Genomic DNA, 15,593 nt, shown 5'->3' with positions numbered 1-15,593 from the left:
CAGTAACGCGGGGATCAGTCGTCGTAGCGGTGATTGTTGCGCCAGCCATAATGATGGCCACGGTCGTGGCGGTGACGGCGCCAGCCCCGGTCGTCGTCATCGTCGTCATAATCCCGGTAGCGATGCCCGCTCTCGTCATCGTATTCCCGGCCCATGTGGTTGCCCAAGGCACCACCCACACCGCCACCGGCTGCTGCGCCAATCATGCTGCCAGTGGTGCCGCCCATCTTGCGACCCACCACGTTGCCGCCAGCTGCACCCAGTGCGCCGCCAATGGCCGCCTCGCCACGGCTGTGCTTGTCGGCACCCACCGCACCACCGGCCGCGCCACCCAGGCCGGCGCCGATTGCCGAGCCGGTGCTGCCGCCGATCGACTGGCCGACTACCGAGCCCAATACTCCACCCAATGCGCCACCTATACCTGCTCCGGTATTGCCGCCTGCCGACGCAACGCCGCTCAGCAGGCCAAGTGACAACAAGAGAATCGAGGAGTACTTCATTTGTGAAAGCCTCAGAGGGATACGGAGGCGATCCTGAGGCTCTGGACAGGGCCTTACAATGGAAATCCGACGAGTGACACGACTTGGAAAAATTCTCCAAGTTATTGTTTTCCCGATGGAAACTTAAGGGATTTTCAACGGTCACAGGCTGATTGCGAAAAGCCTTTCCAGTGGTAAAAAAGCGTTTTTATTTCTACCCGTCACCCGTGCTCCCCCTCCAAACTCACTACCCTTCTGCCCCAGACCCTGCTTGCCCCAAACCGCTGGATCAACAAGGTGACAAGTGCACCAAGCAAAGCCAGGGCCATGTCCTTTTGTGCATCCCAAGGGTCTTGCTGGGTCGCGAGAAAGGCTTGTGCCTGGTCATCACCCAGGTATTGGCCACCTATCCACTCCAGCAGCTCGTACAGCGCCGATGTGGCAAGGACGAAGGAAACGGTACACAACGCCAACCAACCACCTCGCAACCGGGCCTGGCGCTGGAGCAGCTCCCTGATCGGCAGGACGAACAAAAGGCCGTAACTCAGATGCACCAGACGATCGAACTGGTTGCGCTGCCAGCCCATCCAGGCATTCAGAGAGTGGTCGGTAAGCGCACGCAGCCAAGCGTCATAGGGGACTTTGGCATAGGTAAAATGCGCTCCTAGCTCGTGAATCGCCAGCATCACCACGATTGCCAGGTAAGCATGCCGAGAAAAGCGCCAATAACGGCTGGTCGCAGCCAAGGTGAGCAGAAGCGCCAGCGGCAAAACGTTTTCGACCCACCAATCCGCACGATCAAGCGGCGCAACCCCCGAGGCAAGCATCAGCAACATGGCAGATGTCAGCAAGCCCGCGGCTTGGCGTGGCGTGGCCGAAGGGGCAAAGCTTGTTTGCAATGCTGGATTCCTGTTCATGGTTTTACGCTCGGCTTGAGCACGGTTGAGCCTCGCAGGGCAGCTAAAGTTTCCTCCGGGCGCCGGCTTCACCTGTTGCCATGTCACCTCAACGACAGTTCTTCATGATGTTGGTGGGGCCAGTAGCACTGAAAATTACCGATGGATGATTCCACCTGAACTTTACCTCCCTCCTTGGCTTCCCCTGCATAGACCACCCGGCCCCAGGAGATGAACCAATGAGAGCACTGACATACCACGGAACCCAGGACGTCAGGGTCGACAATGTCCCCGACCCACTTATCCAGGACGAGGACGATATAATCCTCCGGGTCACCGCTACCGCCATCTGCGGCTCCGACCTGCACCTCTACCATGGCAAGATTCCACAGACCGAGCCGGGAGATATCTTCGGCCACGAGTTCATGGGTATCGTCGAGGATACCGGCCGCGGGGTAACCAACCTGCAGGTCGGTGACCGCGTGGTGATTCCCTTCGTGATCGCCTGCGGCAGCTGTTTCTTCTGCCAACTCGACCAGTTCGCCGCTTGCGAAACGACCAACACCGGCCGGGGTGCAATCATCAACAAGAAAGGCATCCCGCCAGGGGCCGCGCTATTCGGATATAGCCATCTGTATGGCGGCGTGCCCGGTGGCCAGGCGGATTTCGTGCGGGTGCCCAAGGCCAACGTCGGCCCATTCAAGGTGCCTACCGCCCTGCCGGACGACAAGGTGCTGTTCCTCTCGGATATCCTGCCCACAGCCTGGCAGGCCGTCACCAATGCGCAGGTCGGCTCAGGCTCGACAGTTGCGATTTATGGCGCCGGGCCGGTCGGCCTGCTGAGCGCAGCCTGCGCGCGCATGCTGGGCGCCCAGACGATCTTCATGGTCGACGACAATGACTACCGCCTGGCGTTCGCCCGCGATGCCTACGGCGTGGTGCCGATCAACTTCGAGCAGGATGACGACCCGGCCGACACCATCATCCGCCTGACCCCCGGCATGCGCGGCGTGGACGCCGTCATCGATGCGGTCGGTTTCGAGGCCAAGGGCAGTACCACCGAAACGGTACTGACCACTCTGAAGATCGAGAGCAGCAGCGGCAAGGCGCTGCGCCAGAGTATCGCCGCGGTGCGCCGGGGCGGCGTGGTCAGCGTGCCTGGGGTCTATGCGGGTTTTATCCACGCCTTCATGTTTGGTGATGCCTTCGACAAGGGCCTGACGTTCAAGATGGGCCAGACCCACGTGCAGAAGTTCCTTCCTGAACTGCTCGAACATATCGAGGCCGGGCGTCTGGAGCCGGAACTCATCGTCACCCACCGTCTGGCCCTGGAAGAAGCGGCTTTGGGTTACAAGTTGTTCGACCAGAAACAGGACGACTGTCGCAAGGTCATCCTCGTGCCGGGCGCTGCTGCCGGTACATTGGGACCTGACCATTAGCAGGGACCCTGTGGGAGCGGCTTTAGCCGCGAACACCGGCGCAGCCGGTGCCATGCACCGCGTTGGATTCTTCGCGGCTAAAGCCGCTCCCACAGGCTATGCGGACCGCTTGCGAATTCAGTTCTTCACACCGACCTGCTCAACGCTTGCGTTGCGTTTCATCACGAGCTGTTTTCTGCGCAGTGGAATCATGGGACGTGCCAGTTGACCCATCAGGACGCTGCGCATCATTGTCCCGTTCCTCTTCACCTCGGGTTCCGCTACGAGGTGTCTCCGATCCTTTCTTCATCTACCCTCCTACCCCTTGCTATGTTCAGGCGACGACGGCCCGGTACCGCGTTTGATTCCACGCGGCCCAAGCACGCCCCAGATGGCCAGGCCGACGATGGGCAACGCCAACAGCAACAGTGCCCACATCGCCTTCGTCACGTCGCTCTTGTCACTGCGGAAAACACTGACGATGGCCCACAGATCGAGCAACACGATGATCGCTGCAACAGCGATCCAGAAATATGTCACAGGCTCGGTCATGATCGCTTCTCCTCTGTTAGTCCGGCCGCAGCGCGAGGCCCGCACCGCCGCCCTCCTACCTAGAGGAAGCCGGCAAACGGAACAAAGTTCAGGAAGCTTTCCCCACCATTGATGGGTGGCACACAAGCAATGAACCAATCCCGCAGGAAACACGTCCACCAAAAAACAACGCACGAGTGACCGGCCATGACGACCGACCCCGTACTCGAGGCCCTTGATTACCTCAAGGCCCACAAGCTGGTACTGACCACCGCAGAATCCTGCACGGCCGGTGCCATGGTTGCGCTGTTGGCAGCAGTGCCGGGGACAGGAGAGGTTCTGGAAAGCGGCTACGTGGTGTACTCGCCAAGCGCCAAGAAACGCCTGCTCGGCGTCAGCCCACAGACTATCGAACGCTACGGCCTGACCAGCGAGGCGGTAGCCTGGGAGATGGCCCTCGGCGCATTGAAAGACAGCGACGCCACCGTCGCCATCGCCAGCACGGGTGTCGCCGGGCCACAGCCGCAGGATGGCATCGCCCCGGGCACTGTGTGCTTTGCCTGGGCCTTTGCCGGCGAGCCTTTGGCGGTATTCACACGCAGCCAGCGCTTTTTTGGCGAGCGCGCGGATGTAATCCGCCAAGGCGCGCTCTACGGCTTGTCGCACCTGGCCCATTACCACCAACGCTGGCTGCGCGGTGAGCGCGCCTGAGGGCTACGTGAGGGCTAGGTGCATGGACGAAGACGAGCTGGCTTCAAGGCACCATCCCGTCGAGGAAGACATGCGGATGCAGCAGCGGGTCTGGCGTTTCGAACGTGTGGGATGGTACGCGCTGGTGCTGGTCATGCTGCTGGGCCTGGCCGGGCTGTTCGGCAACGGTCCGCTCAGTGACGCCCAGGTCATGAGCGACGACGGCCGGGTGCATGTGGAGTATCAGCGCCTCAGCCGCAGCGGCACCACCGACAACCTGCGCATCACGGTTCGCGGCAATGCCGGGGAGCCTGTGATGTTGCTGCTCGGGGGGACCTTGCTACGCGAAGCCAGCATCGAAACGCTGCAGCCAGAGCCGCAAGTATCGCTTTCCCATGGCAGGTCGCTCCTGCTCCAGCTTGGCACCAGCAAAGAGGGTATCGCCACCCTCTACCTGACCCTGCGCAGCGAACATGTCGGCACTCTCGAAGGTATTGTCAGCGCCGGCCCAGGCAGCGCAGTGCGTTTCTCCACCTTTCTCTACCCGTAGGAGCGCGACATGGACTCCATTCTTCGTGCGACCGGCATGTACATCGCGCTGATGCTGCTGTTTCGCGTGGCTGGCAGGCGCTCGCTGGCAGACCTCACCACCTTCGACTTCGTCCTGCTGCTGATCATCGGCGAAGCAACCCAGCAGGCATTGCTCGGCGAGGACTTCTCGTTCACCAACGCCATGCTGGTGATCGCCACGCTGATCGTCCTGGATGTCGGCCTGTCGCTGGCCAAGCTCAACTCCAAGCGCCTGGCCCGGCTGGTCGACGGCCACGCGACACTCGTCGTGGATCACGGGCGCTTTCTCCACCACCGAATGCGGCGGGCGCGGCTGACCGAAGACGACATTCTCGAGTCCGCCCGGGACAGCCAGGGAATCGAAAGCGTCGGGCAGATCAAGTTCGCCATCGTCGAGCGCAACGGCAAGATCTCGATCATTCCGCAGGAGTGACCCTGCCTGGCCGGCGCAACCCGCGCGGATTCCGGTGAGAGCCGCCTTTCGCGACAGCAGTACGCTGATCATCCGCTTTGAACCTTGGCGCGCGGCCCCTACTCCATCGAAGGCAATCGTGATTTTTTCAGCCCCGAAGAGGTGTCGCATGAACGCTATCGATTTGTTGATCCAGGACCATGAGCTGGTGAAGAAGCTGCTGGAGGAACTCTCCTCCACCACTGAGCGCGCGGTGAAAAAGCGCGCCGAGTTGCTCGAACGCATCAAGCAGGAGGTGAGCATTCATACCGCCCTGGAAGAAGAAATCCTGTATCCGGCCATCAAGCAGGCCGGCGGCAAGGAAGAAGCGAAGATGTACTACGAAGCCAAGGAGGAACACCGCACCGTGGACTCCCTGGTGCTGCCGGACCTGCTGCAAACCGAGACCGGCACCGTCGAGTTCGCCGGGCGGGTCAAAGTGATGAAGGAACTGCTGGAACACCATATCGAGGAAGAAGAAAGCGAGCTGTTTCCGACCGCCCGCAAGTTGCTGGGCAAGCAGCAACTGGATGAGCTCGGCCAGGCCATGGAAGCGCAGAAAAAACTGCTCAAGGGCGAACAGCGTGCTGCGTGATGGAAGCCTGGATCGACTTTCTTGAATGGCCTGCCATGGCCCTGACGGTACTTGCCGCCTGGTGCATCGGCTCACGGCGCCCAGGCCGGCGCAAGCTGGGTTTCTGCTGCTTCATTGCCAGCAACGTGCTGTGGGCCGCCTGGGGGTGGCAGGCGCAAGCCTGGGCGCTGATCATCCTGCAGGGTTGCCTGTGCGCCATGAACCTGCGGGGCTGGAAGAAAAACACTGCCGCGGAGTCGGGCTGAACGCCCGGACACATGCCTGAAAGCCCAACGGCGAGGAGCCAGACCATGATCGACCCCAACCAACCCGACCCGTACGTGGACGAAGTACCCCACAACCCGGGCGAACCTGTGCCTGAACAGGAACAGGAGAAGGAAGCACCCGACTGGCCCGAAGGCCAGGTGCCGCCAGAGGAGCAGTCCGACGGCTGAGGCTCACCTGGCGAGCGGCATTGCCTGCTTCGCCGGCAATGCCGCTCCACCAGTCACCCAATCCTATGGAAGGAGGCAAGTGTCTCATGAGTGATCGCATCATCGCCTTGTTCACCGATACCACACTGTTCGGAGTTTCCGTTCTCAATTTGTTGCTGGCACTGACGGTAGCGCTGTTGACATTCCTCGTGGCGCGGGCGGCCATCAGTTTCATGCTGCATCGGGTCAGGCGCTGGTCCGAGCATGACGGCGCGCTAAGCCAGGTGCTGGCCAAGGTGCTCGCCGGGACCAGCAATTTTCTGCTGTTCCTTGCCTCGCTGCTGGTGGGCCTGAGCATGCTCGACCTGCCCGAGCGCTGGCTGACCCGGGTCGGTAGCCTGTGGTTCGTGGTCGCGGCATTGCAGATCGGGCTGTGGGCCAACCGCGCCATCGGCCTGGGCCTGAGTCGCTACTTCGCCCGGCATCGCACCGACGGCTTGAACCAGGGCAGCGCGCTGGCCACGCTGTCGGCATGGGGTGCGCGGGTACTGTTGTGGTCAGTGGTGCTGCTGGCGATGCTGTCCAACCTGGGCGTGAACATCACCGCCTTCGTCGCCAGCCTTGGGGTAGGCGGTATCGCTGTTGCACTGGCCGTGCAGAACATCCTCGGCGACCTGTTCGCCTCGTTGTCCATCGCCGTCGACAAGCCGTTCGAGGTGGGCGACTTCATCGTCATCGGCCCGCTGGCCGGCACGGTGGAGCACGTAGGGCTGAAGACCACACGCATCCGCAGCCTGGGCGGCGAGCAGATCGTCATGGCCAATGCCAGCATGATCAGCAGCACCATCCAGAACTACAAGCGCCTGCAGGAACGACGGATCGTGTTCGAGTTCGGCCTGTCGTACGACACGCCAACCGAGGCCGTGAAAAAGGCACCCGCCATCGTCGAGGAAGCGATCAAGGCACAACAGCAGGTGCGCTTCGACCGTGCCCACCTGCGCGGCTTCGGCAAGGAGGCGCTGGAATTCGAGTGCGTGTATATCGTCAAGGACCCGGGCTACAACCTGTACATGGACATCCAGCAAGCCATCAATTTCCACCTGCTCGAGCGCTTCTCGAAGGTAGGTGCAAAATTCGCCGTACCGGTACGCGCGATCAAGGTCACGGCCTTGCCAGAGGAATCGAAGCGCGGGCCTCAAAGTATTCACGTGGGGTAACCCGTCCCCGTGCATGTCTGCGCTCCATGCATTCCGTCGATTTCACGGCACGCCCGTGGGTGATGCAGGCCGAACAGAAGGTGACCAACCCGCAACGGAGTATCGCCATGAAGATCATGAAGCCTCATTCGTTACTGCTCGCGCTGTGCCTGGGGCTCAGCGCACCTGTGGTGCTGGCAGCCACCGACCTGAACGATCAGCGTGCTCCTGGCACGCAGCCGCATGACAGCGGGCACATGAACAACCAAGGCGGAGCGACCGGCTCCGGCACGCCTGCGGATGCCATGGGGACAGGTTCCGGCGGAACCGATGGCAATGACACTGACAATACCGGTGGCGATGGCACCACCGACCGATCCGGTAGTGACCGCAGTGGATCGGAACGCGGCACCGGGACGGGTAGCGGGACCGGAGGCTCTGGTGGTTCGGGCTCCAGCGGTGGTTCCGGTAGTTGAAGGTTCGCTCGAACTGCCCTATGGCCGGCGACGCGTGCCCAGCTCGATCCAGACGGGCGCATGGTCGCTGGCCTTGGGTTCGTTACGCACCCAGGCATCGACACCAGCCCGCTTCAGGTAAGGCGCGAGCTCGGGGTTGAGCAGCAGGTGGTCGATACGCAACCCGGCGTTGCGTGCCCAGTGGTTGCGGAAATAATCCCAGAAGGTGTAAATGCGCTCGTCCGGATACAGATGGCGAATGGCGTCGAGCCAGCCTTGCTGGAGCAGTTTCTGGTAGCACGCGCGTGATTCGGGCTGCAGCAGCGCGTCCTTCATCCAGGAGCGCGTGTTGTAGATATCCATGTCGGTAGGCACCACATTGAAATCACCCGCCAGCACCGCGGGATGGCCACTGTCATGCAGCCCTTTCACATGGGCGATCAGGCTTTCGAACCAGCGGAGCTTGTAATCGAATTTCGGCCCCGGTTGCGGGTTGCCGTTCGGCAGATACAGGCAAGCCACCAGCACTCCCTGTACCGCTGCCTCGAGGTAGCGGCTCTGGTTGTCGTCCTCCATGCCAGGCAGGCCACGACGTACTTCCAGCGGTTCGCTGCCCCGTGCCAGAATGGCCACGCCATTCCACGAAGGCTGCCCTTGGTAGAGGCAACCATAACCCGCCGTTTCTAGCGCCTGGCGAGGAAACTGCTGATCCGCCGCCTTGAGTTCCTGCAGGCAGGCGATGTCGGGCTTTTCCCGCTCCAGCCAAGCCAGCAGTGCCGGCAGCCGGCTACGAATGCCGTTGATGTTGAACGTGGCAATCTTCAGCGCTTTCATGCGTCGGGGTCGCTGACATGGGCCTGCACGGCATCTTCCAGGGCGCGCACATGGGCGTCATCGGCCAATGCTTTGAGTGCCAGCCAGTCGTCCCAGTCGATGGCACCATCGTCACGCAGCGCCTCGGCCGTGCGTAGCAGTTCATGGTGGTAGGCATCCGGCGACTCACGGCGGTAACTGATGTCGTCGTATTGGGCGTACCAGGCTTCGAGCTCAGGGATGCTGCGTTCAATGCTCATAAGGGAGCCCTCACGGTGTCCTTTGCATTAAGAACCTCAACCATGCAGCGACGTTCAAATCCAACGCTGATCGCTACGTTCAATGATCAAGCGGATCGATATCCTGGATCACTGAGCATCGTTTTTCATTGAATCACCGCGCCGTCACCATTAGCTCCACAAGCAACATCTGGAGCGGGTACATGGCCTCCCCCATTTTCAACTCAATGAGACAAGGCGCTGATGTAGCGGACCTTGGCGATAGCGTTTCCATCGTTTCGTGCGCAGCCATCGACGCCCTGGGGCTTGCACCATGAACTGCGGCCCATTCTGGGTGATCGTTTTCTTCGTGCTCATCAACAACGGCTGCTCGCTGCTGGGCTTCGGTGAAGGCTCGGTGGGAGGTGTGGCGCGGAGTATCGAGTCGCGAACGGAAATCACCATCGCCACCACGCTGCAACGAGCGCAAAAAACCAATGCAGGCGGCCTGCCGCCTGACGATGGGCAGCTGCTACCGGCGATATTTCTATTGGTTCGCGCCTGACCCGTCAGCGGATGGGGCTGGTTCGCAATCTTGGTAGAAGTGAAAGTCCTGAAATTTCTCGACTGCCTGTTCCGGCCCTTTCGCGGGCACGCCCGCTCCCACAGAACTGCACATAACTCATTGAATTAACCGGGACTCTGTGGGAGCGGCTTTAGCCGCGAACACCGGCGCAGCCGGTGCCATGTACCGCGTTGGATTCTTCGCGGCTAAAGCCGCTCCCACAGGGTACGCGCACTGTTTGCGGATTCAGTTCCCTACGCGACAGCGCAGCCCAAAGGACTGGGCGATCTCCCACAGAACTGCGCGGGACCTTGTGGGAGCGGGCGCGCCCGCGAAGAGGCCAGATCAGGCGACACATCACTTCAGGCCTTTACCAACCGCCAGCCGAACCGCCCAGAGGCTGCGCATGAAACGAGCTCGCCGCGAACCAGGTTTCCCGGTTCGCGGCGTAATTGAAGCGTTACTCAGGCAATCAGGTAGGAATACCAGCCAGTCGCCAGACAGGCGCCGGAACCGGTTCGGCCTGGCTGCGTTTGCGTGCCCACTGGGTCAGGGCAGCCATCATGGCAAAGCCCAGCAAGATCAGTACCGGATAAGCCAGCAGCAACTCGGTCAGCGAGTATTTCCAGGCCAGTGGCCGGCCAACGCCCAGCATCGCCGCATACAACCAGGACACACCCGACAGTGCGCCGGAGAACAGTGCGAACATCCGCACGCCAAAATTAAGGTCGAGCAAGTTGCCCGCTTTGAGCAGGGCAGGCAATACATAACGATGCAACAGCATGCCATTGAAGGTCAGCAACATGACAATAATGACCTTCGCTTGAAGTTTCGGATTGGCAAAATAGTTCATACCTTTATCAAGGTAGTCAATTCCAATCACTGCGGCGCCCGTGAGCCACAAGAATATCAGGGCATTGGCCACGGACTTCTGCAAGCTCGTCATATGCTTACTGTCATGCCCGGCTTCTTTATGACCTTTCAACAAGTTCCTGACCATCTCGGCGTCACTGGCGAATACCAGGCCGATGGCAATGCAACAGGCCAATAAATGAACGTAAATCACCGACAACCGCACCAGCTCCATGGATTCTTTCTGCCCGAACAGGCTAATAATTGTATTAATCTCCACGACGTTTTCTCCACGTAATGCGTTAGCGCTAGATGACCTTGCAATAGGCGTGCGAACGATTTAATCGCAGTGGCAAAGCCAAATTCGAATCGTTAAATGAAAAAGCAGATAATTATTCAATACACACGGTGGCTCACCCGAAGAGCCTCGGTTGGGCATGGCGTTGCTCCACTATTCAGGAAAAAAAGCCCCATGAGCATCCCTGCGATGCTAATGAGGTTGAACGTCCATAAGTTCTGGGGGAAAGGCGCGAGTTGCAATCACATTGAAGGCACCTGCTGGCAAATAGGAGTCAGCGTCACCCAAATCGTTCATTTCTCGAGCAAAATGACCGACAGGCGGTACACTAAATCAAGTTAGTTAGTTTGCTAAGTTGTTGTAATTTGACCGAGCGGAAAGTTTTATCGACAACTGGATCCAAACTTCGCAAATGACTTTGAATGCTCTATTCCGCTGTTTCGCAGATCTCGTTTTCCAGGTGACCGTGCCTAAAGTGCCATCAGTCAGGCCCGGCAAGCTACATTCCGATCATAACGGGCGGTCGGCAACCCGTCTGTCATCTTCAGCCTGCCAGCGGGCTCAATTTGCCCTGGGTGAACCCCCAAGTGATGTTCCAGGCCTGGTTTGCCGGGAAGCAGATCCATGCGCGCAGACCTGCAAGCCTCATCGACGCGGTCTATCAGATCATCCATTCCATCGATTTGACCGCGTCAAATTGACTCATGTAGCTTGCCGCCCTCTTCGCCGCTGGCTCAAAGGTGCGCGTTACACCTTTGCACCAGTTGCGTAGCCTACCCCCGTACTGATCAAGCCCCACCACGGCGTGCGCGCCAGTCGCGTCGCCGTCACCGTGTTCGAGTTTCCGAAATGTCCGTCAATAGCCCCACCCGTATCACCGAGCTCGTCATCGAGAGCGGCGTCAAGAAAGCCCACCTATCCACCCATGCGACACTGGTCCTGGGGTTCCTCGCAGGTGCATTCATTTCGCTAGGGTTTCTCCTGGCTATCCACGTCAGCACCATGATCCCGGTACAGTGGGCCTCGTTCGGCACGCTGCTGGGCGCCGCGGTATTTCCCATCGGCCTGATCCTGGTGATCCTGGCCGGTGGCGAACTGCTCACCGGCAACATGATGAGCTTGCCGTTGGCGATGTTCGCCCGGCGTATCGGCCCAGGCGCCGTGGCGCGCAACTGGCTGCTGGTGACCGTCGCCAATCTGTTCGGTGCACTGTTCGTTGCCGGGTGCTTCGGTCACCTGCTGGGCCTGACCGAGGGGGCCTACCTGAACAAGGTGTTGGCGGCTGCGACCAGCAAGACCAACGCCGACTTCCTCCACGCCTTCGTGTCCGGAATCGGCTGCAACTGGCTGGTGTGCCTGGCAGTGTGGCTGTCGTATGCCAGCCGTGAAATGAGCGGCAAGATTCTCGGCATCTGGTTCCCGATCATGGCGTTCGTCGCCATCGGTTTCCAGCATGTGGTAGCCAACATGTTCCTGATTCCGGCAGCGATCTTTGCCGGCTACCTGAGCTGGGGGCAGTTGGTGGAGAACCTGATGGCCGTGTTCCTGGGGAATGCGGTGGGTGGGGCGATCTTCGTGGGGTTGGCGTACTACGTGTCCTACGGTGTGCCTTCGCAGGAAGCGTGCGAGGTGCAGTGAGGCATTGCGGTCAGGCACGCTTGTGCAGGTGATGTGCCCTGCACAAGCCTGCTTGACCGTTCGTCACTATCCTTGGGCCACGCTGGGCGACACGATGTTCGGCCGGATGCTGACGGCGGTCATGTCATCGCCGACTCACTGGGGACCGGACGGCGATCAAGGCATCCGCCATCAACCTTGGGCCAGCGACTTGCGCTCCAACCACTCCACCATCAACTCCCCCCATGCAATATCCGCTTGCAGGGCCGCCTTGGCCTTTGCCGAATCGCGCTTGCGCAAGGCTTCGAGTACTTCGAAGTGCTTGTGCTTGGCGCTGGCCAGTTCCGCTTTGGGCACTTCGGCATGGAAGGTGCTGAGCAGCGGCCCCATCATCACCCACATGTTCTCCAGGGTCTTGAAGATCACCGGCATGCGTGCGGCGGCAATCAGACCGAAGTGGAACTCGCGGTTGAGCAGCGAAGCCTGTTTGTAGTCGGTGCTGACAGCCGCCTGGAAGGCCGTTTGCACCTCTTCCAGATGCTTCAGCTCGGCGGCGGAAATTCGCTCGGCCGCCATGCCCGCCGCCTCGCCCTCCAGCAGATGGCGGATCAGCTGGATTTCCCGTAGTTGGCTGACGGTCAGCTCCGGCACATAGATGGAGGTAGCGGCCTTCATGTCCAGTGCATGATCACTGACAAGGCGGAAGATCGCCTCACGCACCGGCGTGATCGACACACCAAACTCCTCGGCCAAGGCACTGATGCGCAGGCGGTCACCCGGTTGATACTGGCCGTCCATCAATGCCGTGCGGATGATGCTGTAGACCCGCTCGCTCAGGTTGCCTTTATCCAGTGGCTTGTGAACTGTCACGCTTGTTCTCTCTTGTCTGATGAATAGCACAGGGCCAACCGCCGGAGGAAACACTGGGCGACATGGCGAAGACGCATGATACATCATCGCCCATGCCGTGCCATCTCGTGCGAACGGTTCAGATCCGCGTGTCGCGTCGACCCACCCCTTGCAGCAGCACCGCCACCACGATGATCGCGCCCTTGATGATCTGTTGCGGGTACGCCGGGACGCTGAGCAGGTTCATGATGTTGCCGATCAAACCAAGCACCAGCACCCCGACCACGGTGTAGAACAAACTACCCTTGCCGCCGGACAACAGCGCACCACCTATCACGCAGGCGGCAATGGCATCCAGTTCCAGGGCCATGCCGGCACTGGGCGTGGCGACCCCGGAACGCGAGGCGATGACCACCCCGGCAAGGGCGCTGAGCCCGCCGCAAATCGCATAGGCCGCCAGCTTGTAGCGCTCCACTGCAATCCCCGCCAGGCGCACGGCAGTCTCGTTGCTGCCGCTGGCGATGATCAACCGGCCAAAAGCGTTGTAGCGCAGGATCAGGGCGAACATGCCAATCACCAGCACCGCCAGCCACACCGGCCAAGGCACCCCGAACACTCCATCGGCCTGACGACCGAAGTCTCGCAACAGGCTGGCAGCCGATTGGCTGTCGGCCAGCCGCTGTGGCTGGCCGTTGGAGAGGATAAACGCCAGCCCTCGGGCAATGGTCATCATCGCCAGGGTGGAAATGAACGGGGCCATGCGAAAGTAGGCCACGAAGCTGCCGGTGACCAGGCCCATCAACACCCCTGCCCCCACCGCGATGGCCACCGCCAGCAACAACCCGAGGCTGTCCTCCAGCGGCAGCAGATTCAGGCTCATCGCCACGACCACCCCGCCCACCGCTGCCACCGAGGCAACCGACAAGTCGATACCCGCGGTGAGGATGACGATCAGCATGCCAATGCTGACCAGTATCAGCGGCGTCAGTTGCCGCAGCAGGTTACCCAGGTTCTGCCAGGTGAAAAAGTCCGCCGACAGGCTGCTGGCCACGGCCACCAGCACCAGCAGCATCACCAGTGCGTTGTGTTGCAGAAAAAGCCGGCGCACAACGCGCCCCAGCGGCTGCCTGGACTCGCCCGACAGCGAGGGGGCGGCCAGTTTGCTCAAGTTGTTATCCATGGTGTTCGACTCCCATCGCCAGACAAATCATTGCGTGTTCTTCGATTGCATCACCGCCAAGCTCGCCGGCGATGGCACCATCGCGCATCACCAGCACCCGGTCGCACATGCCGATCAGCTCGGTCATTTCCGAGGACACCAGGATGATCGCCACCCCGGCCTCGGCCAGTTCGTTGATGACCCGGTAGATCTCGGTCTTGGCGCCGATATCTACACCACGGGTCGGCTCGTCGAGGATCAGCACCCGGCAGCCGGCGTCGATCCACTTCATCAGCGCCACCTTCTGCTGATTACCCCCGGACAGATCGCCCACCGCCTGCTCGATCGAGCCGGTCTTCAGACGCAACTGCTGACGTAGCGCCTCGACCCCGGCGCGCTCGCGGGCACCATCGATCCAGCCAAAGCGACTGGTGTAGGGCGAGCCGGGCCGTAAAGCTGCGTTGACGCGGATCGACATCTCCAGCAGCACGCCTTGCTGCTTGCGGTCTTCGGGCAGCAGCCCGATGCCATTGCCGATCGCTTCGCGCGGGCTGCGGTTGCGCAGTTGGCGGCCATCCAGGTGAACAGTGCCGGCGCTGCTGCGCTCGGCGCCGAACAGCGCGCGCATGGTTTCGGTGCGCCCCGAGCCGACCAGTCCGCTGAAGCCCAGCACCTCACCGGCGTGTACCTGAAAACTCACATTGCGTACCAGTGGCCCGGCGCTCAGCCCCTCGACCCGCAGGCGGGCCTCGCCGATGCTTGCCTGGCGTGGCGGGAACAGGTCGCTCAGCTCACGGCCGATCATCATCTGCACCAGCCCGCGCTCGTCGATGGCTGACAGCGGCAGGGTGCCGACGGTACGGCCATCCTTGAGCACCGTGGCGCGGTCACAGATGCGGAAGATCTCGTCCATGCGATGCGAGACATAGATGATGCACACGCCCTTGCGCCGCAATTCCGCCAGGATGCGAAACAACTGCTCGGTCTCGTGGGTGGTGAGCACCGCGGTCGGTTCGTCGAACACCAGCACCGAGGCGTTGCGCGACAGGGCCTTGGCGATTTCCACCGCCTGTTGATGGGCCACCGGCAACTCGCCCACTGCACGGCGTTCGTCGATGTTGGCAAACCCCAGCTCATCGAGTATGCACCGCGCCTTGTCACGCAGCATCGGCCACTGCACCCGCCACCTGTTCGCGCCCAGGTCGTCGATGCAGATGTTTTCCGCCACCGACAGGTGCGGCGCCAGGGCAAACTCCTGGTAGATCACCGATACGCCAAGGCGAAGCGCATCGGCCGGCTTGCCGATACTCGCCGGCTGCTCGTGCAACAGCACCTCGCCAGCATCGCGCACGTAGGCGCCGGCGAGGATCTTCATCAAGGTCGATTTGCCCGCGCCATTCTCACCCATCAGCGCATGCACTTCACCCACGTTGGCGCTGAAGCTCGCACCACTGAGCGCACTGATGCCGCCGAACGCCTTGTGAATGTCGCGCAACTCGACGGCGGTCTTGTGTATTGCATTCATCGG

20 protein-coding genes are annotated in these 15,593 nt (G+C 61.0%); 11 read left to right on the top strand and 9 right to left on the bottom strand.

Features of this window, described 5'->3' with window-relative positions; all coding sequences use genetic code 11:
* Positions 1–14: 14 nt before the first annotated feature.
* Both KDB76_RS12060 and KDB76_RS12055 read right to left on the bottom strand, forming a co-directional pair.
* The gene (locus KDB76_RS12060) at positions 15–500 is read right to left on the bottom strand and encodes a YMGG-like glycine zipper-containing protein (protein ID WP_013972210.1); all 486 of its coding nucleotides are present in this window, start codon (positions 498–500) and stop codon (positions 15–17) included.
* Positions 501–700: 200 nt separating this feature from the next.
* On the bottom strand, positions 701–1,396 hold the full coding sequence (locus tag KDB76_RS12055) for a DUF2238 domain-containing protein (RefSeq protein WP_038409378.1): 696 nt from the start codon (positions 1,394–1,396) through the stop codon (positions 701–703).
* A gap of 218 nt (positions 1,397–1,614) precedes the next feature.
* On the opposite strand from KDB76_RS12055, the gene KDB76_RS12050 reads away from it, so the two are divergent.
* Positions 1,615–2,814 (top strand): zinc-dependent alcohol dehydrogenase, encoded by a 1,200-nt coding sequence (locus KDB76_RS12050; RefSeq protein WP_013972208.1) that lies wholly within the window; start codon positions 1,615–1,617, stop codon positions 2,812–2,814.
* Positions 2,815–3,111: 297 nt separating this feature from the next.
* Here the strand turns inward: KDB76_RS12050 and KDB76_RS12045 are convergent, their stop codons facing one another.
* Positions 3,112–3,345: a PLDc N-terminal domain-containing protein gene (locus tag KDB76_RS12045; RefSeq protein ID WP_004376302.1), complete on the bottom strand. Its 234-nt coding sequence runs from the start codon at positions 3,343–3,345 to the stop codon at positions 3,112–3,114.
* 186 nt (positions 3,346–3,531) lie between these two features.
* Here KDB76_RS12045 and KDB76_RS12040 point away from each other — a divergent pair, with 186 nt between their 5' ends.
* The 8 genes from KDB76_RS12040 to KDB76_RS12005 all read left to right on the top strand — a co-directional run bounded on the left by KDB76_RS12040 (position 3,532) and on the right by KDB76_RS12005 (position 7,715).
* On the top strand, positions 3,532–4,035 hold the full coding sequence (locus tag KDB76_RS12040) for a CinA family protein (RefSeq protein ID WP_013972207.1): 504 nt from the start codon (positions 3,532–3,534) through the stop codon (positions 4,033–4,035).
* Between the two features lie 22 nt (positions 4,036–4,057).
* Complete coding sequence (locus KDB76_RS12035) at positions 4,058–4,564, top strand: hypothetical protein (RefSeq protein ID WP_013972206.1); 507 nt, start codon at positions 4,058–4,060, stop codon at positions 4,562–4,564.
* A gap of 9 nt (positions 4,565–4,573) precedes the next feature.
* Positions 4,574–5,017 (top strand): YetF domain-containing protein, encoded by a 444-nt coding sequence (locus KDB76_RS12030; RefSeq protein WP_004376294.1) that lies wholly within the window; start codon positions 4,574–4,576, stop codon positions 5,015–5,017.
* A 148-nt stretch (positions 5,018–5,165) separates the two neighbouring features.
* The gene (locus tag KDB76_RS12025; protein WP_004376291.1) at positions 5,166–5,630 is read left to right on the top strand and encodes a hemerythrin domain-containing protein; all 465 of its coding nucleotides are present in this window, start codon (positions 5,166–5,168) and stop codon (positions 5,628–5,630) included.
* Positions 5,630–5,875, top strand: a complete 246-nt coding sequence (locus KDB76_RS12020) for a hypothetical protein (RefSeq protein WP_013972204.1) — start codon at positions 5,630–5,632, stop codon at positions 5,873–5,875. The genes KDB76_RS12025 and KDB76_RS12020 overlap by 1 nt, the downstream gene beginning before the upstream one ends.
* A gap of 45 nt (positions 5,876–5,920) precedes the next feature.
* On the top strand, positions 5,921–6,064 hold the full coding sequence (locus KDB76_RS12015; protein ID WP_024086842.1) for a hypothetical protein: 144 nt from the start codon (positions 5,921–5,923) through the stop codon (positions 6,062–6,064).
* Between the two features lie 86 nt (positions 6,065–6,150).
* The gene (locus KDB76_RS12010) at positions 6,151–7,260 is read left to right on the top strand and encodes a mechanosensitive ion channel family protein (RefSeq protein ID WP_013972203.1); all 1,110 of its coding nucleotides are present in this window, start codon (positions 6,151–6,153) and stop codon (positions 7,258–7,260) included.
* A 26-nt stretch (positions 7,261–7,286) separates the two neighbouring features.
* Positions 7,287–7,715, top strand: coding sequence for a hypothetical protein (locus tag KDB76_RS12005; RefSeq protein ID WP_013972202.1), 429 nt, complete (start codon positions 7,287–7,289; stop codon positions 7,713–7,715).
* 18 nt (positions 7,716–7,733) lie between these two features.
* On the opposite strand, the gene xth is transcribed toward KDB76_RS12005, so the two are convergent.
* Together xth and KDB76_RS11995 are read right to left on the bottom strand one after the other, a co-directional pair.
* Positions 7,734–8,528: an exodeoxyribonuclease III gene (gene xth, locus KDB76_RS12000; protein WP_013972201.1), complete on the bottom strand. Its 795-nt coding sequence runs from the start codon at positions 8,526–8,528 to the stop codon at positions 7,734–7,736.
* Positions 8,525–8,767, bottom strand: coding sequence for a hypothetical protein (locus tag KDB76_RS11995; protein WP_003257678.1), 243 nt, complete (start codon positions 8,765–8,767; stop codon positions 8,525–8,527). The genes xth and KDB76_RS11995 overlap by 4 nt, the downstream gene beginning before the upstream one ends.
* Positions 8,768–9,059: 292 nt before the next feature.
* Between KDB76_RS11995 and KDB76_RS11990 the strand changes: the two genes are divergently transcribed.
* Positions 9,060–9,290: a hypothetical protein gene (locus KDB76_RS11990; RefSeq protein WP_003257675.1), complete on the top strand. Its 231-nt coding sequence runs from the start codon at positions 9,060–9,062 to the stop codon at positions 9,288–9,290.
* Between the two features lie 472 nt (positions 9,291–9,762).
* On the opposite strand, the gene KDB76_RS11985 is transcribed toward KDB76_RS11990, so the two are convergent.
* Positions 9,763–10,377 (bottom strand): hypothetical protein, encoded by a 615-nt coding sequence (locus tag KDB76_RS11985; protein ID WP_038409376.1) that lies wholly within the window; start codon positions 10,375–10,377, stop codon positions 9,763–9,765.
* 912 nt (positions 10,378–11,289) lie between these two features.
* Between KDB76_RS11985 and KDB76_RS11980 the strand changes: the two genes are divergently transcribed.
* Positions 11,290–12,078: a formate/nitrite transporter family protein gene (locus KDB76_RS11980; RefSeq protein ID WP_013972199.1), complete on the top strand. Its 789-nt coding sequence runs from the start codon at positions 11,290–11,292 to the stop codon at positions 12,076–12,078.
* A gap of 171 nt (positions 12,079–12,249) precedes the next feature.
* Here KDB76_RS11980 and KDB76_RS11975 read toward each other — a convergent pair whose 3' ends face one another.
* The 3 genes from KDB76_RS11975 to KDB76_RS11965 all read right to left on the bottom strand — a co-directional run bounded on the left by KDB76_RS11975 (position 12,250) and on the right by KDB76_RS11965 (position 15,590).
* A complete protein-coding gene (locus tag KDB76_RS11975) occupies positions 12,250–12,927 on the bottom strand; it encodes a GntR family transcriptional regulator (protein ID WP_013972198.1) in 678 nt (225 codons plus the stop codon).
* 118 nt (positions 12,928–13,045) lie between these two features.
* Positions 13,046–14,086, bottom strand: coding sequence for an ABC transporter permease (locus KDB76_RS11970; RefSeq protein WP_013972197.1), 1,041 nt, complete (start codon positions 14,084–14,086; stop codon positions 13,046–13,048).
* Positions 14,079–15,590, bottom strand: coding sequence for a sugar ABC transporter ATP-binding protein (locus KDB76_RS11965; RefSeq protein ID WP_013972196.1), 1,512 nt, complete (start codon positions 15,588–15,590; stop codon positions 14,079–14,081). The genes KDB76_RS11970 and KDB76_RS11965 overlap by 8 nt, the downstream gene beginning before the upstream one ends.
* Between the last annotated feature and the right edge of the window lie 3 nt (positions 15,591–15,593).

Origin of the sequence: Pseudomonas sp. JS425, from assembly GCF_018223845.1 — a bacterium.
Lineage (GTDB): Bacteria > Pseudomonadota > Gammaproteobacteria > Pseudomonadales > Pseudomonadaceae > Aquipseudomonas > Aquipseudomonas asiatica.
The sequence above is the reverse complement of the archived record's forward strand: the minus strand, read 5'-3'. Positions and strand labels throughout refer to the sequence as shown.

Excerpts from the sequence above, each read along its gene's own strand:
- KDB76_RS12060 (WP_013972210.1), bottom strand. The coding sequence starts at position 500 with ATGAAGTACTCCTCGATTCTCTTGTTGTCACTTGGCCTGCTGAGCGGC.
- KDB76_RS12055 (WP_038409378.1), bottom strand. The coding sequence starts at position 1,396 with ATGAACAGGAATCCAGCATTGCAAACAAGCTTTGCCCCTTCGGCCACG.
- KDB76_RS12005 (WP_013972202.1), top strand. The coding sequence starts at position 7,287 with ATGCATTCCGTCGATTTCACGGCACGCCCGTGGGTGATGCAGGCCGAA.
- KDB76_RS12040 (WP_013972207.1), top strand. The coding sequence starts at position 3,532 with ATGACGACCGACCCCGTACTCGAGGCCCTTGATTACCTCAAGGCCCAC.
- KDB76_RS12045 (WP_004376302.1), bottom strand. The coding sequence starts at position 3,345 with ATGACCGAGCCTGTGACATATTTCTGGATCGCTGTTGCAGCGATCATC.
- KDB76_RS11985 (WP_038409376.1), bottom strand. The coding sequence starts at position 10,377 with ATGGAGCTGGTGCGGTTGTCGGTGATTTACGTTCATTTATTGGCCTGT.
- KDB76_RS11980 (WP_013972199.1), top strand. The coding sequence starts at position 11,290 with ATGTCCGTCAATAGCCCCACCCGTATCACCGAGCTCGTCATCGAGAGC.
- KDB76_RS12030 (WP_004376294.1), top strand. The coding sequence starts at position 4,574 with ATGGACTCCATTCTTCGTGCGACCGGCATGTACATCGCGCTGATGCTG.
- KDB76_RS11970 (WP_013972197.1), bottom strand. The coding sequence starts at position 14,086 with ATGGATAACAACTTGAGCAAACTGGCCGCCCCCTCGCTGTCGGGCGAG.
- KDB76_RS12025 (WP_004376291.1), top strand. The coding sequence starts at position 5,166 with ATGAACGCTATCGATTTGTTGATCCAGGACCATGAGCTGGTGAAGAAG.
- KDB76_RS12020 (WP_013972204.1), top strand. The coding sequence starts at position 5,630 with ATGGAAGCCTGGATCGACTTTCTTGAATGGCCTGCCATGGCCCTGACG.
- KDB76_RS12015 (WP_024086842.1), top strand. The coding sequence starts at position 5,921 with ATGATCGACCCCAACCAACCCGACCCGTACGTGGACGAAGTACCCCAC.
- KDB76_RS12010 (WP_013972203.1), top strand. The coding sequence starts at position 6,151 with ATGAGTGATCGCATCATCGCCTTGTTCACCGATACCACACTGTTCGGA.
- xth (WP_013972201.1), bottom strand. The coding sequence starts at position 8,528 with ATGAAAGCGCTGAAGATTGCCACGTTCAACATCAACGGCATTCGTAGC.
- KDB76_RS12050 (WP_013972208.1), top strand. The coding sequence starts at position 1,615 with ATGAGAGCACTGACATACCACGGAACCCAGGACGTCAGGGTCGACAAT.
- KDB76_RS11990 (WP_003257675.1), top strand. The coding sequence starts at position 9,060 with ATGAACTGCGGCCCATTCTGGGTGATCGTTTTCTTCGTGCTCATCAAC.
- KDB76_RS11965 (WP_013972196.1), bottom strand. The coding sequence starts at position 15,590 with ATGAATGCAATACACAAGACCGCCGTCGAGTTGCGCGACATTCACAAG.
- KDB76_RS12035 (WP_013972206.1), top strand. The coding sequence starts at position 4,058 with ATGGACGAAGACGAGCTGGCTTCAAGGCACCATCCCGTCGAGGAAGAC.
- KDB76_RS11995 (WP_003257678.1), bottom strand. The coding sequence starts at position 8,767 with ATGAGCATTGAACGCAGCATCCCTGAGCTCGAAGCCTGGTACGCCCAA.